This is a genomic window from Pelagibius litoralis, assembly GCF_011683915.1.
In the GTDB taxonomy this organism is placed as follows: Bacteria; Pseudomonadota; Alphaproteobacteria; order Kiloniellales; family Kiloniellaceae; genus Pelagibius; species Pelagibius litoralis.
The window spans coordinates 36,158-51,125 of record NZ_JAAQPH010000015.1 but is presented as its reverse complement, the minus strand read 5'-3'; the positions used below and the strand labels follow the sequence as shown (position 1 = coordinate 51,125).

13 protein-coding genes are annotated in these 14,968 nt (G+C 62.8%); all 13 read right to left on the bottom strand.

Annotated features, from left to right (window positions below; translation table 11 throughout):
* Window positions 1-5: 5 nt before the first annotated feature.
* The gene (locus HBA54_RS18590) at window positions 6-1,382 is read right to left on the bottom strand and encodes an acetyl-CoA carboxylase biotin carboxylase subunit (protein WP_167227395.1); all 1,377 of its coding nucleotides are present in this window, start codon (window positions 1,380-1,382) and stop codon (window positions 6-8) included.
* A 25-nt stretch (window positions 1,383-1,407) separates the two neighbouring features.
* The gene (locus HBA54_RS18585; RefSeq protein ID WP_167227393.1) at window positions 1,408-1,644 is read right to left on the bottom strand and encodes an acetyl-CoA carboxylase; all 237 of its coding nucleotides are present in this window, start codon (window positions 1,642-1,644) and stop codon (window positions 1,408-1,410) included.
* Between the two features lie 40 nt (window positions 1,645-1,684).
* Window positions 1,685-2,416, bottom strand: a complete 732-nt coding sequence (locus tag HBA54_RS18580) for a LamB/YcsF family protein (RefSeq protein WP_167227391.1) — start codon at window positions 2,414-2,416, stop codon at window positions 1,685-1,687.
* 45 nt (window positions 2,417-2,461) lie between these two features.
* Window positions 2,462-4,231, bottom strand: coding sequence for a hydantoinase B/oxoprolinase family protein (locus HBA54_RS18575; protein ID WP_167227389.1), 1,770 nt, complete (start codon window positions 4,229-4,231; stop codon window positions 2,462-2,464).
* A gap of 21 nt (window positions 4,232-4,252) precedes the next feature.
* The gene (locus tag HBA54_RS18570; protein ID WP_205944755.1) at window positions 4,253-6,352 is read right to left on the bottom strand and encodes a hydantoinase/oxoprolinase family protein; all 2,100 of its coding nucleotides are present in this window, start codon (window positions 6,350-6,352) and stop codon (window positions 4,253-4,255) included.
* A 50-nt stretch (window positions 6,353-6,402) separates the two neighbouring features.
* Window positions 6,403-7,773, bottom strand: coding sequence for an amidase (locus HBA54_RS18565; protein ID WP_167227386.1), 1,371 nt, complete (start codon window positions 7,771-7,773; stop codon window positions 6,403-6,405).
* 35 nt (window positions 7,774-7,808) lie between these two features.
* Window positions 7,809-8,918, bottom strand: coding sequence for an ABC transporter ATP-binding protein (locus HBA54_RS18560; protein ID WP_167227384.1), 1,110 nt, complete (start codon window positions 8,916-8,918; stop codon window positions 7,809-7,811).
* A 95-nt stretch (window positions 8,919-9,013) separates the two neighbouring features.
* Window positions 9,014-10,261: an ABC transporter substrate-binding protein gene (locus HBA54_RS18555; protein ID WP_167227382.1), complete on the bottom strand. Its 1,248-nt coding sequence runs from the start codon at window positions 10,259-10,261 to the stop codon at window positions 9,014-9,016.
* A 65-nt stretch (window positions 10,262-10,326) separates the two neighbouring features.
* A complete protein-coding gene (locus HBA54_RS18550) occupies window positions 10,327-11,097 on the bottom strand; it encodes an SDR family NAD(P)-dependent oxidoreductase (RefSeq protein ID WP_167227380.1) in 771 nt (256 codons plus the stop codon).
* A 68-nt stretch (window positions 11,098-11,165) separates the two neighbouring features.
* Window positions 11,166-11,912, bottom strand: a complete 747-nt coding sequence (locus HBA54_RS18545) for an SDR family NAD(P)-dependent oxidoreductase (RefSeq protein ID WP_167227378.1) — start codon at window positions 11,910-11,912, stop codon at window positions 11,166-11,168.
* Window positions 11,909-12,760: an ABC transporter permease gene (locus tag HBA54_RS18540; RefSeq protein ID WP_167227376.1), complete on the bottom strand. Its 852-nt coding sequence runs from the start codon at window positions 12,758-12,760 to the stop codon at window positions 11,909-11,911. Before HBA54_RS18540 ends, HBA54_RS18545 begins: the two co-directional genes overlap by 4 nt.
* Window positions 12,761-12,763: 3 nt before the next feature.
* The gene (locus HBA54_RS18535) at window positions 12,764-13,699 is read right to left on the bottom strand and encodes an ABC transporter permease (RefSeq protein ID WP_205944754.1); all 936 of its coding nucleotides are present in this window, start codon (window positions 13,697-13,699) and stop codon (window positions 12,764-12,766) included.
* 15 nt (window positions 13,700-13,714) lie between these two features.
* Window positions 13,715-14,788 carry an ABC transporter ATP-binding protein gene (locus HBA54_RS18530; RefSeq protein ID WP_167227374.1) on the bottom strand — a complete coding sequence of 358 codons (1,074 nt, stop codon included), beginning with the start codon at window positions 14,786-14,788 and terminating at the stop codon, window positions 13,715-13,717.
* Window positions 14,789-14,968: the final 180 nt, after the last annotated feature.

Sequence of the window (14,968 nt, the reverse complement as noted above, 5' to 3'; positions counted from 1 at the left end):
TTCCATCACTCTCCCGTTCCTGCAAGGCGATCTGCGTTTTCTTCCAGCCAGTGCTCCAGCCAGCGCGTGTGAAAGGCGCCGCGCCGCACGTCTTCGTCTTCAGCCAGTGCGACGAATAGAGGTTTCGTCGTTTTCAGGGCACCGAGATCGAGTTCCCTGAGGGCGCGGCGCAAGCGCTCGATGGCGGCTTCGCGCGTGTCGTCATGGACAATCAGCTTGCCGAGCAGGGAGTCGTAGAAGGGCGGAATGGCATAGCCGCTGTAGAGCATGCTGTCGAAGCGCACGCCCGGCCCGCCGGGCACCGCCAAGGTCCCGACCGTGCCGGGAAAGGGCATGAAACCCTTCGACGGATCCTCGGCGTTGATCCTGACTTCGATCGCATGGCCGCGCAGGCGGACCGCCTCCTGGCGCAGGGAAAGGGGTTCTCCCGCCGCAACCCGGATCATCTCCCTCACCAGGTCGATAGCGGTGACAAACTCCGTCACCGGGTGCTCGACCTGAATACGGGTATTCATCTCGATAAAGTAGAAGCCGCCGCTGGCATCGTCGTAGAGGAACTCAACCGTGCCGGCCCCGCGGTAGTCGACGGCGGAAGCGAGCTGCACCGCCGCGGCGCAGAGCGCTTCGCGGGCAGCCTGCGGCAGGGCGGCAGCCGGCGCTTCCTCCCAGACCTTCTGGCGGCGGCGCTGCAGCGAGCACTCGCGCTCGTAGCAATGGATGACGTTCGCGCCGTCACCCAGCACCTGAACCTCGATATGGCGCGCGTCCCGGATGACCTTTTCGACGTAGATACCGCCGTCACCGAAAGCGGCCTGCGCTTCCGCCCGGGCCTGCGGCGCCATTTGATCGAAGGCCGCCAGATCGTCGACAATGCGGATGCCCCGGCCACCGCCGCCGGCGGCGGCCTTGATCATGACCGGAAAGCCGATCTCTTCGACCAGCCGCCGCGCTTCGTCCAGGTCGTCGATGCGCCCGTCGCTGCCCGGCACCGTGGGTACACCGGCAGCGGCTGCCGTCGTGCGCGCGGCAACCTTGTCGCCCATCAGGCGGATGGTGTCGCCAGAGGGGCCGATGAAGACCAGGCCCGCGGCCGCAACCGCATCGGCGAAGTCCGCATTCTCGGAGAAGAAGCCATAACCGGGATGAACCGCGTCGGCGCCAGTCTTGGCCGCCGCCTCCAGAAGGGCTGCCGCATTGAGATACGACTTGGCGGCCTGGGGCGGGCCGATATTCACCGCTTCATCGGCCATTTTCACCGCCAGGGAGTCGGCATCGGCATCGCTGTAGACCTGGACGCTACGGATACCCAGCTCCCGCGCCGCCCGGATGATCCGAACGGCGATCTCCCCGCGGTTGGCGATAAGAAGCGTCTTTATATTCATTTCGGTCCACTCGGCCCTGTCACGCTCAGTCCTCGAGCTCGGCCAGGACCTGCCCCGCTGTCACCGGATCTTCGTTCTCGATCGCGAAAGCCTTGATCTTTCCTTCCGCCTCCGACTTCACCTCGTGAAACGACTTCATCACCTCGATCAGGCCGACGACATCGCCCACGGCGACGCTGTCGCCCTCCGACTTGTAGGCCGGCGCCTCCGGTGAGGGCTTGCGATAGAACGTACCGGGCAGTGGGGAGAGTATTTGCTTCATCGTCATGTCCCTGTATCGGCTGATCGGAGTTGCTGCGCCATCATGCGGCCTTGATGAACGGATCGAGCACGCCGCGCACCGCCTGCGCGACCTCGACCGCATTAGGTGTGTCGGAATGGACGCAGACCGTCTCCGCGCGCACCGGAATGTCGTTGCCTTCGACACTTGCCACACGGCCTTCCTTTACCGCACGCAGGCAGCGGGCCGCGGAGTCTGCGGGGTCAACGGCCTCGTGTTCGCGGGTGATGATCAGGCCGCCGTCCTTGCCGTAGCCAAGGTCCGCGAAGTATTCGGCCAGGAAGGTCATATCGCGCGCCCGGCAGACCTCTTCCTGCTGGGTACCGGCCAGGCCGTAAACAGGAACGCCATAAACGGAAACCGCATCGCAGATGGCTTCCGCCACCGCCTTGTCGCGGGCCGCCATGCCGTAGAGGGAACCATGCGGCTTGATGTGGTTCAGCGCCATGCCCTCGGCATCGAGAAAGGCCTTCAGCGCACCGACCTGATAAAGGATGCAGGCGGTCAGCTCTTCGGGGCGCATTTTCATCTCGCGGCGCCCGAAACCCTGCAGATCGGGCAGGGAGGGATGCGCCCCCACCCGCACGCTGTTGGCTTTCGCAAGGCGCACGGTCTGGCGCATCACCGTGGGGTCGGAGGCGTGAAACCCGCAGGCGACGTTGGCCACGGTTATGAAGGGCATGATGCCCTCGTCATCGCCCATCTTGTAGAGCCCGAAGCTCTCGCCCATGTCGCAGTTGATATCCAGTGCCATCAGCTTTTCCTGTTCTTAAGACTCATTCGATCGGCCATACGGTCTTCAAGCAACCTTGTGCCGCATTTGCGTTCGCAGTTCATCGGTCGCCGCAAGATCGACCTCCTCATCGCCGGTGATCACCACGCCATAAGCCTGGTGGGCGTACTCCAGCGTGCAAAAGCCATCCAGCACGTCCTCGCGCACCTGCTCGGGCGAGCGCTCCAGCGGATCACCGAAGCCGCCGCCGCAAGGCGCGTAGAAGGCCATCACATCACCGGCTTTCACCGACACGCCGGAGAACTTGGCCGGCAGCTGCTCTATCCCTCTGTCTTCCAAGGTGTTGTAAAGCTCGACCTTGCCGACCGCCCCCGGCATCCCGCCAAAGGCTCCCCAAGGCGTATCAAGATGGCGCTCGTTCTCATGGGTGATCGATCCGTCGGTCAGCAGCCGCTGTGCCTTGACCACTCCGATACCGCCGCGGTACCTGCCGGCGCCCGGCATGACATCATCGCGCAGCTCGTAGCGGTCGCAGATCATCGGCAGATGCATGCCGAGATCCTCGATCGGATTGTTGCGGGTGTTGCACATCAGATTGTCGATGGCATCGGGCCCGTCGGAGCGCGGTCGCCCGCCATAGGCACCCTCGTTGACCTCCAGGAAGACCCAGTAGTCGCCGCTCGGCCGGATTCCCGAATAGGCAACGAAGGAAAGGCTGGCGGAATTGCCGGCTGTGACCCGATCCGGCAGCACCGGCGAGAGCGCCTTCACGATGAGGTCGATGACGCGGTTGCACTGGGTGAAGCGGGCTTCGGCCGCCGCCGGGAATTCGGGATTGAAGATCGATCCTTTCGGCGCGATCACCTTGATCGGACGGAACGACCCCTCGTTCTGTGGAACGTATTCCTCAGAGGTTGCGGTATCCAGAAGCAGCGCCCGGAAAGCGAAGAAACAGGCGACCTTGGTCGAGCCCTCGAAGGGGACGTTAAAGCCGGTCGGAACCTGATCGGCGGAGCCCGTCAGGTCGACCTCGACCGAGTCACCGCTGATGCGGACGCAGACCTTGACCGGCAGGCGAATATCTCGGTTGCGCCCATCATCGTCCATGAAACCGTCGGCGTAGTATTCTCCGTCGGGGATCTCAGCGATCCTGCTGCGCAGGATGCGTTCCGAATAATCCATCAACTGGCCGGAAGCGGTCAGAACCGTCTCCTTACCGTAATTTTCGATCAGTTCGATGAAGCGCCGAGCGCCGAGCTTGACCGAGGCGATCTGTGCCTCGATATCGTCCTGCAACTGCTTGGGCATGCGGCTGTTGTGGCCGATGAACTGCCAGATCGCGTCGTTTCGTTTGCCCTTCTCGTAGAGCTTGATCCCGGCGAACAGCATGCCCTCGGCAAAAACGTCGGGAATATCGATGATGAGGCCGGGGGTCGCCGAGCCGATGTCGACATGATGGGCGGTGTTGGCGGAAAAGCCGACCAGCTCGCCCTGCCAGAAGATCGGCATCACCACGGCAATATCCGGGGAATGGCTTGCCCCGTAATAAGGATGATTGTGGATGACGATATCACCCTCGTGCCACGTGCCGCCCTGCAGAGAATCCTGGATGCCGCGCAGGTAACCCGGAATCGAGCCGATGTGCAGTGGCGTCGAATCCGACTCGCAAAGCGTGTTGAAGTCGGCGTCGAACAAACCCGCGCCGAGGTCCTGCGACTCCCGGATGATCGAGGAGAACGACATGCGATAGAGCACATGCCCCATCTCCTGGGCGATGGTATCGAAGGCACCGGCGATCACCTGTAGGGTGATGGGATCCACTTCCTTACTGATCATGTTTCGCTCTCCAACCGGAAATTAGACGGATACATGCATGTTGCCGGACTCCAGAACCCGGGCCGTACACCCTGGTGGCACCAGAGTGGTCGAGTTATGCTGGATGATGATCCCCGGCCCTGGTATCTCATGGCCGGCCAAGAGCTTTCCGCGGTCGTATCGTGGCGTCTCCAGCGTCTGGCCGTCATCGAAGGTCGTTGGCCGGCTGAAGAGGTAGGCGCTGTCGATCCCGGTGCCGTTGGCTTTTCCGAGTCTCGGCCATTCGAGGCTCTCGACATCCGCAACGCCGATGACGCGCAGCGTCACGACCTCGACCAGCGATCCTTCGAAGGCATAGCCGTAGTCCTGCTTGTGCTGGCGATGGAAGTTCTCCATCACGATGTCCTTGTTCTCCAAGGTCACAGGACCGCCCGGCATTTCCGCGCGCAGTTCGAAGCCCTGCCCCTGATAACGGCACTCGGCGATCCTGACGAAGCGATGCTCCTCCGGCGGTACGCCGTCGGCCACCAGCCGCTCGCGGCAAAGCTGTTCGAGCTTCTCCGCATGGACGTTGATATTATCCAGCGTCTTTTGATCGGCTTCGTTGAGAATGGCGAGAACCGAGCGGGTGAACTCGTACTGCATGTCAGTCACCAGCAGCCCGACAGCGGCCGTGATACCCGGCGCGGGCGGCACGATGACTTCGTTGGCGGAGACGATGCGCGCCAGGGCGACACCGTGCAGCGGGCCCGCACCACCGAACGGCATGAGAGCGAAGTCGCGCGGATCGAAGCCACGGGCGACCGAGTTGGCGCGGATCGCCAGGGCCATGTTGTTGTTGACGATCCTTATGATACCGAGGGCTGCCTCTTCGACCGACAGGCCCATGGGTCTGGCCAGTTTCCCGTCAATTGCCTGGCGCGCCAGGTCAGGATCGACTTTCAGGTCGCCGCCCAGCAGCTTGTCGGCATCGAGGCGGCCGAGAACGACCTGCGCATCGGTAACCGTCGGCTCCTTACCGCCCTTGGCATAGCAGACCGGCCCGGGATCGGCCCCGGCCGAACGCGGACCCACCCGAAAGGCGCCGCCTTCGTCGAGGTAGGCGATGGACCCTCCCCCAGCGCCGATCGTCGCCAGATCGATCATCGGTGCCAGGACCGGATAGTCGCCAACGTAGGTATCGCGCGGGTTCATGATCTTGATTTCGCCGGCCGGGATCGTGCTGATGTCGGCAGAAGTGCCCCCGATGTCAACGGTGATGAGGTTGTCGACCCCTGACATCCCCCCGGCCCAGCGGCCCGCGATAACTCCGCCGGCCGGACCGGACATCAGGATCGTCACCGCCTTTTCGGAGCAGGTCTGGGTCGTGCCGATCCCACCGTTCGACTGCATGATCCGCAGCGCGGCGTTGAAGCCTGCTTCCTTCAGGCTACGCTCCAGGTTTCGCAGATAGCGGGAGGTCCGCGGCCCGACATAGGCGTTCATGGCGGTGGTGGAAAAGCGCTCGTACTCGCGAATGACATCGACCACTTCAGAGGAACAGCAGACATAAGCGTCGGGAAGCACTTCCTGGATGATCTCCTTTGCCCGGCGCTCATGCTGGTTGTTCAGAAAGGAGAAAAGAAACGCGACGACCACTGCGGTCAGACCGCGTTTCTTGAACAACTCAGCCGCCTCGCGAACCTCCTGTTCATTGAGTGGTGTATCCACCGCGCCGGAGGGCGGCAGAATCCGTTCCGATATCGGGATTCGGTTACGCCGTTTGATCAGCGGCTTCGACTGCCAGGGAACATCGAACTGCATCGAGAAATTGTGCGGCCGCTTGTGACGGGCGATATGCAGGATGTCGCGGAAACCCCGCGTTGTCAGCATGCCAACCTCGGCACCGTTGTGCTCGAGCGTGATATTGGTAGCGATCGTGGTTCCATGCACAACAAGCTTTACGTCGCCCGGTTCGACCTGTGCCGCCTGGCAGATCTCCTTGATGCCACGCAACACACCCTTGGATTGGTCCTCCGGCGTGCTGGAAACCTTGTGGACGTGCACCCGGCTCGCGCCATCCTTGGTAGTTTCGAGGACCAGGTCGGTAAACGTCCCGCCGACATCGACGCCAATCTTGGTCACTTCTCTCTCAGCCTCCATCACTTCATCTCCTGCGGTCAGTCTGCCGCTTCAGAAGGAAACGCCCGGCGTCAGACCTCTGACAGCGCGCTTTCGATCGCCAGTCCGTCGGACAACAGCTTCTCGTCGCAACCGCCCGGCGCCGAGAACAGAATGCTGGTCGGCAAGCCCTTGGCATCGCAGCCGGAAGGCAGGGCAAGGCCACAGGTGGCAAGGAAATTCCCCAGCATGGTGTTGCGCAGCGTCTTCAGGTTCACCTCGTGGAAAAGCTCGTCGTCCGCCTCCAGAGGGCCGATCTCGGGCGCGGTATGCGCGACCGTCGGCATCGCCAGTAAAGCGCCATCGAGTTCCCGGCCGAAGGCGGCAATGAGGCGGCTTCGCTGGCGGAGAACGCTGATCAGATCATGGGACGACATGCGCTTTCCGCCCAGGATCCGGGCGACGACACGGCGGTCGACCTTGGCGCAGTCGGCGCCATCGACTCTTCCACGGTGCACGAAGTAGGCCTCGGCAGCGGTGAGCGAGCCGTGTTCCGCCGTCACCGCTTCAACTTCCTCGAACAGAGTAAACCGGCGGCGCTCCACGCTGGCGCCGACCGCCGACAGGCGGTCGATGCAGCGTTCGAAGTTCGCCGCGACCGCGTCTTCGATACCGTCGAAGGCCACGCTTTCGGGCACGACCAGACGCAGGCTTGAGAGATCCGCCCGGCGCACAGCACTGGCGACCGCCCCCCGCAGGGCCATGTCCAGCAGCACCGCATCCTCGACCGAGCGGGTGAGCGGCCCCACGGTGTCGAGCGTGTCGGAAAGCGGGAAAACCGCAGACTTGTCGACCCGGCGTTCGGAGGTCTTGTAGCCGACGAGGCCGTTGAAGGCGGCGGGTATGCGCACCGATCCACCGGTATCCGTGCCGATCGAGCAGGGATTTGCCCCGCAGGCGACCGAAACCGCAGAACCCGAGCTCGAACCGCCCGGTGCCCGCGCGACCGCCTGATCATGGGGATTGGCGGGCGTCCCGTAATGCGGGTTGAGACCGAGACCCGAGTAGGCGAACTCGGTCAGATTGACCTTTCCAAGACAGATCATGCCGGCCGCCGCGGCATTGGCGACCACCGGGGCGTCCTGCTGAACCGCCGCAGTGTCGCGCAGCAACGCGGAGCCTGCGGTTGTCGGGCTGCCGGCGACGTCGAACAGGTCCTTCCAGGACAGCGGCACCCCGTCGAGCGGCCCCAGCGCCCGGCCGTCCCGGTACCGCTTCAGGCTGGCCTCAGCCTCCCGCTTGGCGCGTGCCGCGGTGACGCAGAGAAAGACATTCTGTTCTTTCGCCTCCGTCGCCCGGCCGAGAAAGTACTCGGCGACCTCGACCGGATCGGTGACCCCGCCCGCGATCAGACGACCGATGCCCGCCGCCGTAGCCCGCGACAGTGTCTCTGCATCGATCATCCCTTACCCCTCCTTCAATCCTTGGCCGCCAATGATCAGGCGGCGGCGATCACCGTCGCCTCGTTCGGCAGCCACGACAGATAGACCTGGGACGAACCCGCCTCGAAGGCCTCGCGGTACTTCTCCGTATGGCTCTCGACCATCACTTCCCGGCCATCCGGCAGCCTGATCACATAGGACACGGTATGACCGACGACGTCGGCGGTCTCCACCAGACCCTCGATCACATTGCCCCGGTACTGTTCGGCCAGGGCGTTGCGGTCGGCCGTCAGCGGATGCACATCGATGGCTTCCGACGGCACCACCGCGATGATCTCCGCGCCCTCACCCAGCGAACCGTCGTTGAGGTGGCCCTTCAGCGCCCCATATGCGGTATCGACAACGGCCTGGCCACCGTCCCGGCCCCGAAGGCGGCCGGGGATGTTGGTGTTCCGCCCGATGAACTGAGCGACGAAGCTCGTCTCCGGTCTTGTATAGAGTTCGTAGGGTCCGCTGATCTGCTCCACCTCGCCCCGGTTCATCACGATGACCCGGTCCGACAGCACCAGGGCCTCTGACTGGGCATGGGTGACGAAGACGAAAGTGATGCCGAGATTGCGCTGAAGAAGCTTCAGTTCGTTCTGGATCGATTTGCGCAGGTTTGCGTCGAGGGAGCCCAGCGGCTCGTCCAGCAAAAGAATGTCGGGCTCCACCACCAGGCCCCTCGCCAGGGCGATGCGCTGGCGCTGACCGCCGGAGAGGCCCTCGTGGCGACGCTCCGCGACGTCGAGCAGTTCCAGCTTGCTCATGATGCTGTCGGCCTTCTCGTGCCGCGCGGCGGCCGGCAGGCCTTTTACCGCCAAGCCGTATTCGATGTTCTGGCGCACGGTCATATGCGGAAAAAGCGCGTAGTTCTGGAAAATCGTCGATGTCGGGCGCCGTTCCGCCGGCAATTCGTTGATGCGTTCGCCACGGATGCGCACCTCGCCGGAGGTGATCGATTCGAAACCCGCGATCATGCGCAGCGTCGTCGTCTTGCCGCAGCCGGAGGGCCCGACGAAGGATATGAATTCGCCTTTTTCGACTTGAAGATCGAAGTTCCGAACGGCCAGCGTGCCGTTGTCGTAAACCTTCTCGACGCCGATCAGTTCCAGATCGTATGCCACGAACAGTCTGCCTCCAGTAATCGCAGCGCCGGGCTGGACCGAAGCATCCAAGATGCCCCGGCCCAATCCCTTCGCTCAGTCGGCGGAAAGAATCCTCAGGCGTTGAGGAACTCGTCCCACTTCGCAATGACGTAGTCGTACTCGTCAGGCCACTGGTGCCAGTAGGCGACGGTGGAAGCACGCTCGGCCAGGGATCCGCCGTCACGCAGATCGCCTTCGACGATGCCGCGCGAGGGCGCACCCTTCCATGGAGCGCCTTCGTACCAGAAGGCATAGCGGTCGGGATCCATCGCATCCTTCACGTTGGTCGTCGGTGAGTAGTAGCCCTGCTCGGAAACGGTGATCGCCGGCGGCCCGGACAACCAGTAATCCGCATAGGCGTTGACCGCACCCTTGTTGGGGGTGCCGGCGATCGGGGTGATACCGATAGACCAGGCGCGGTAGCCTTCCTTCGGCACCGCATAGCGGCAGGGCGTGCCCTGTGCCTTGACCGCCATCACCGCCGGTTGCCAAGCATCGCAGACCACCATCTCGCCAGAAGCCAGAAGGTTCACCAGCTCGCCGAAATCGCCCCAAAGCGCTCGGAACTGGCCTTCCTTCTTCTTCGAGATGAGGAACTTCATCGCCTCATCGATCTCCGCCTGGTTCGGGTTGCCGGGGTTCTTCACGTCGGACATACCCAGGCTGTTCATCGCCAGAACGGCCTGACCCAGGGCGATCAGGGGATCGGTATTGAGGCCGGAGCGCCCCTTCCACTTCTTGTCGAAGATGGCGGTCCAGGTATTGGCCTCTTCGTCGCTGACCACAGAAGGGTTGTAACCGATCGAGTCATAGTTATAGACCGTCGGCACCATATAGAGCTTGGTCTGGGCATCGTCGGCCCAGATCTGGCCGGTGATCTGCGCCCTCTTCTCCCACTTGGAATCCACCTTGGTGAAGGTGTCGCGGATATTGCCCCAGTTCTTCAGATCCGACGTCGATACCGGATCGACATTGTTGGTCATCACCACCGCGGGCAGACGCTCGCCAATGGTTTCCCAGCAATCGAAATCCTTGGAGCCGGACAGAATCTTGGTCTGGGCGTCGGGGAAAGTCGCCGCCGTTCCCGTGGTGCCGCCGACACCGGACTTGTTCCTGAAATCGTCGAGGATGCGTTCCTGCACCGTCACCGACAGGCCGATGGTCCGCAACTGCTGCTTCGAAATATCGGCAGCCGCCGCGTAAGCTTTGCGCGAGTTCAGGAACGGCGTTCCGCCGCCCAGAGCCAACGCCGTGGTAGCAACCGTTCCCTTCAACGCCGCAGACAGAACATCGCGGCGAGAGTGCTGATTTTTCACAGACATCTGTAGTGTCTCCCTTCAATGACTCTCGTTCGAATGGTTGATGGCCCAAACAGTCTTCCTGCGTATCAATACCTCCCCACAAGAAGGCCGCCATCGACCACAACTGTCTGCCCGGTCATGTAGCGGGCAGCATGCGACGCCAAGAAAACGGCGACGTCGGCAATATCATCGGGTTCTCCAACCCGGCCAATCGGGATGAACTCGGCCGCCTTTTCCAGGCCGGCCGGCCCGAGTGAATGTTCTTCCGAAAGCGCCTGGGCGGTGCGGATGTAGCCCGGCGCAATGCCGTTGACCCGGATTCCGTCCCGCGCCAGTTCGACCGCCAGGCCGCGCACCAGCCCGACAACGCCTGACTTGGCGGCGGAGTAGTGGACGTGTTCGTCCCAGCCGTAGGCGACCCCCATGATCGAGGAGAGCGCGACGATGGCCCCGCTTCCCTTGGCCCGCATCGCCGGTACGGCGGCACGCGCGACGCGCATGATGCCTTTCAAGTCGACGTCGAAGGTGTGGTCCCACTTCTCATCGGACATCTGCGCCAGGGGAACCCTGTGGGCAATGCCGGCATTGGCGACCACCACATCGAGCGCACCGAACTGCGCTTCGGCATCGGCCACCACGGCGTCGGTGTTTTTGCTGTCGGTGACGTCCAGATGCTGAAAGCGCGCAGCCCCGCCGCCGGCATTGATTTCCGCCACAACCGCCTCGCCCTGCTTGTCGAGGACGTCGGTCACGATAACGTGGTAGCCCGCATCGGCGAAAGCGAGGGCGGTCGCGCGCCCGATGCCGATGCCGCCGCCGGTGATGAGTACGCTCCCTTGATCTGCCATCGCCTTCATCAACCCTGTTTCCTGTTCCTGCGTTCCCGGCCCCTGACCGAGAGCCCTGCATCCGAAAACACTACGCCCTAAAGCATCACGTCCCCGGAGTTCGGGCCCAGTGTCTGCCCGACGTATATCCGCGCCGCCGGCGACGCCAGAAAGGCCACCGTGTCGGCAACGTCCTGCGGCTCCCCGAAATGACCAAGGGGTAATTCCCCGGCCTTCGCCTGGCGCCAATCGTCCGAAAGGTTGCGCACCAGATCGGTATTGATCGGACCCGGCGCCACCGCGTTGACGCGCACGCCGCGCTTGCTGACCTCGCGCGCCAGCGCCTTGGTGAGGCCGATGATCCCCGCCTTGGCAGCGCTGTAGTGCACCAGCTCGACACCGCCGATCTGCCCGAGCTGGGAGGCGATGTTGACGATCACCCCCTCGCCCTGCTGCAGCATCGGGGCGATCACGGCCCGGGCGCAGAGAAAGGTGCCGCGCAGGTGGACGGCAATCATGCGGTCCCAGTCCTCGATGGAGAGGTCCTCAAAAAGCGACTGCTGGACAATGCCGGCGTTATTGACAAGCAGGCTGCAGTCGCCGAATGCCTCGGTACAATGCTCGAAGATCCTGGACACATCTTCGGGCGCGGAAACGTCGCCCGCGACGGCCGTCGCAGCGCCGCCATCGGCGGTTATGGCCGCAGCCACCTTTTCAGCCGCCGCCGCCTGCAGATCGTTGACGACGACCTTGGCGCCGGCATCGACCAAGCGCCGGGCGATGGCCTCGCCGATACCGTTGCCGGCACCGGTCACCACAGCGACATGATCTTCCAGCGGCCTCATTGGATATCTTCCTGAATGGCGGCCTTCTTCGCGCGCCGCACCGAAAGCGACATCAGGATTCCGTAGACGGCGAGAATGGAGAAGGAGAACAGCGTCGTCAGAACACCGAAGGCAAAGATGTTCGGATGGATTTCAACGGAGAAGGTGCCGTAGATCGCCAGCGGCAGGGTCAGATCCGCGCCCGCGGCAAAAAGCGTGCGCGGAAACTCGTCGTAACTGAGCGTGAAGGCAAACAGCATGGAACTGAGGACGCCGGGAAAGATCAGCGGGAAGGTGACCTTTCTGAAGGTGCGCATCGGCGTCACACCAAGGCTCCAGGCCGCCTCCTCCACCGATCTGTCAAAACGGTTGAAGATCGCCAGCATGACGAGGAAGGCAAAAGGAAAGGTGTAGAGAACATGGGCCACGTAGGCGGTGCCCCACCAGGCGCGGGAGATGCCCAGGTTGTTGGCCACCAGCGCCAGGCCGAGGCCGACCAGAACGCCGGGAACGATCATACCCAGCACGACCAGATAGAAGACGAAGCCGGAACCCTTGAAGCGGCGGCGGAAAGCCTGGGCGGTCATGGTGCCGAGCACGGTCGAGGTCACCATGGTCATAAAGGCCAGGGTCAACGACCGGATCATCGCCTCGCCGATCGGCAGGGGGGCGATGCGCGAAGGCGGCGTCAGCCCGAAGATATGCTCATACCAGTAAGTCGACCACTCGGTGATCGGAAACTGCGGCCCGCCTTCGGGCCCGGCCTGAAAGCTGAGGATCCCGAGCACCACGAAGGGCGCATAGAGAAAGCCGATAAAAAGGGCGGTGTAGAACGCCAGGGCGGAGCGGAGGAAGGGGCGGTTCTCCATGGACTAGAGCTCCTTCCTCAGATCCACAAAGCGCAGCAGGACCGCTACGACGATAGCCATGACGGCAGTGAGGATCACACCGGCGACGGCGGCAAAGGCCCACTTCAGGGAGCCCACCTGGGTCACGATAATGTTGCCCAGAAGATTGACCTTGCGCCCCGACAGCGCGGCCGAGGTGGCAAACTCGCCCAGGACCATGACCGAAACGAAGATCGCCCCGACCACCACCCCAGGCAAGCTGAGCGGAAAGATGATCGTCCGGAAGATACGCCAGGTGCCGGCGCCAAGATCGCGCGCGGCCTCAATCAGACTGGGGTCGATGCGCGAAAGCATGAAGGCGATCGGACCGACCATGAAGACCACGTAGATCTGGGTCATACCGACGACGACGCTGAATTCGGTGAAGAGCAGAACCTCGATGGGTTCGGCGATCAGACCCAGTTTCTCCAGAACGATGTTCACCGCCCCTTCCTTGCCGAGCATGGGGCGCCAGGCCAGAACACGGATCAGGAACGAGGTCCAGAAGGGTACCACGCAGAGCACCAGGACAATGGTCTGGACCGTCTTGTTCTTGATGAAGAGACCGATGAAGAGCGCTGTCGGATAACCCAGCGCAAAAGTCGTCGCCAGCACGATCAGCCAGATCTTGATCGTTCTCAACAGGGCGGCGAAATAGGTCTCGCTGGAGAAGAAGGCAACCCAGCTCTTCACGGTCAGGGTCGGTTCGATGCTGAAGGTCTTCTGGGTCCAGAAACTGACGTAGACCATCATCAGCATGGGTACGACCAGAAACAGCAGCATCCAGATCGTTCCCGGCGCGATGAGCATCGCCGTAATCCGGCGTGCCGAGGAATCGCCGCCCCCGGACTCTGTCTTCACACCCTCTTCAGCCGTTGCGCTTTCGGGCAGGACATCGTTACCGCGGCTAGCGTCCATCATCAGCCTTGAAGTCTCTCATTGGAAATACACAAGCGCTTCGTCGGGCGACCACGACAGCCAGTAGTCGCCACCGACCGCGAACTCATCGGGGCGCCGATGGCTCAGGTGGTACTCCACCTCAAGCACCTTTCCGTCAGCCCCGCGGAAGAAATAGGTAATGCGCGGCCCCGCATACTCGCTGGTGATAAAAGTCGCCCGGACGCCGGTGCCGCCGTCTTCCGACAGGCCTTGCAGTGGAACCACCCTGATCTTGTCGAAGCGCACGCAATACACGCCTGCTGCTGCGGCACCGGGCGAACAGGCAAAGCTGCTGACCCCGGCGTGAAAAGCGCCCCCTTCATCACGGCGCCCCTCGAACATGTTGTAACAGTTGAGAAATTTCGCCACGCGGGCAGACTGCGGCCGGTTATAGACGGAATCGGGATCGGAGATCTGAGCCAGGCGGCCGCTGTCGAGCACGGCCACCCTGTCACCCATCGCCAGCGCCTCTTCTTCGTTACCCGTCACATGCATGAAGGTGATTCCAAGCTGCTGGCGAATCCGCCTGAGCTCGACACGCATGCGCGCCCGCAGGTTGGCATCCAAGGCACCGAGAGGTTCATCGAGCAGGATAATCTTGGGGTCGGCGACCAGGGTCCGCGCCAGGGCGACCCGTTGCTTCTGGCCGCCGGAAATCTGGTCGATGCCACGTTCACCCAGATCGGAAAGCCCGACCAGCGCCAGCATCTCATCGACCCTGCGACGAAGCTCTGCGGCGTCCTGCAAGGGATCGTCTTCGCGATTGCGCAACCCGAAAGCCACGTTCTCAAAAACCGAGAGATGCGGAAAGAGGGCGAAACCCTGCGACACAAAGCCGATACCCCGCCGGTAGGCAGGCACCTGGGCCAAGGAACGCCCTTCCAGAAGCACCTCGCCGGCATCGGGCTTCTCGAAGCCGGCAATGACCCTCAAAAGAGTCGACTTCCCGGATCCGCTCGGACCAAGAAGTGAAATGTACTCATTGGCTTCCAGCGTAACAGACAAACCGTCGAGGGCGGTGTCGCCGCCGTAGCGCTTGGTGACGTTCTTCAGTTCGAGGATGGCGGTCATGCGGCGGACCACCCAAAGGCGCAGGCACTGATGCGGGTCGCAGCATGGTCATGGCCGGCCACCGGGCGCAGCCCCCATCCCCTGCTCCAGGGAACAACGGAAAGATCGTGAGTTTCGATTTTCACGCCAGCCCCCCTGATTTTTTCGCTGATAACGCGTTGCTGGACAGCGTCATCCCCG

Excerpts from the sequence above, each read along its gene's own strand:
- HBA54_RS18590 (WP_167227395.1), bottom strand. The coding sequence starts at position 1,382 with ATGAATATAAAGACGCTTCTTATCGCCAACCGCGGGGAGATCGCCGTT.
- HBA54_RS18585 (WP_167227393.1), bottom strand. The coding sequence starts at position 1,644 with ATGAAGCAAATACTCTCCCCACTGCCCGGTACGTTCTATCGCAAGCCC.
- HBA54_RS18580 (WP_167227391.1), bottom strand. The coding sequence starts at position 2,416 with ATGGCACTGGATATCAACTGCGACATGGGCGAGAGCTTCGGGCTCTAC.
- HBA54_RS18575 (WP_167227389.1), bottom strand. The coding sequence starts at position 4,231 with ATGATCAGTAAGGAAGTGGATCCCATCACCCTACAGGTGATCGCCGGT.
- HBA54_RS18570 (WP_205944755.1), bottom strand. The coding sequence starts at position 6,352 with ATGGAGGCTGAGAGAGAAGTGACCAAGATTGGCGTCGATGTCGGCGGG.
- HBA54_RS18565 (WP_167227386.1), bottom strand. The coding sequence starts at position 7,773 with ATGATCGATGCAGAGACACTGTCGCGGGCTACGGCGGCGGGCATCGGT.
- HBA54_RS18555 (WP_167227382.1), bottom strand. The coding sequence starts at position 10,261 with ATGTCTGTGAAAAATCAGCACTCTCGCCGCGATGTTCTGTCTGCGGCG.
- HBA54_RS18550 (WP_167227380.1), bottom strand. The coding sequence starts at position 11,097 with ATGAAGGCGATGGCAGATCAAGGGAGCGTACTCATCACCGGCGGCGGC.
- HBA54_RS18545 (WP_167227378.1), bottom strand. The coding sequence starts at position 11,912 with ATGAGGCCGCTGGAAGATCATGTCGCTGTGGTGACCGGTGCCGGCAAC.
- HBA54_RS18540 (WP_167227376.1), bottom strand. The coding sequence starts at position 12,760 with ATGGAGAACCGCCCCTTCCTCCGCTCCGCCCTGGCGTTCTACACCGCC.
- HBA54_RS18535 (WP_205944754.1), bottom strand. The coding sequence starts at position 13,699 with ATGATGGACGCTAGCCGCGGTAACGATGTCCTGCCCGAAAGCGCAACG.
- HBA54_RS18530 (WP_167227374.1), bottom strand. The coding sequence starts at position 14,788 with ATGACCGCCATCCTCGAACTGAAGAACGTCACCAAGCGCTACGGCGGC.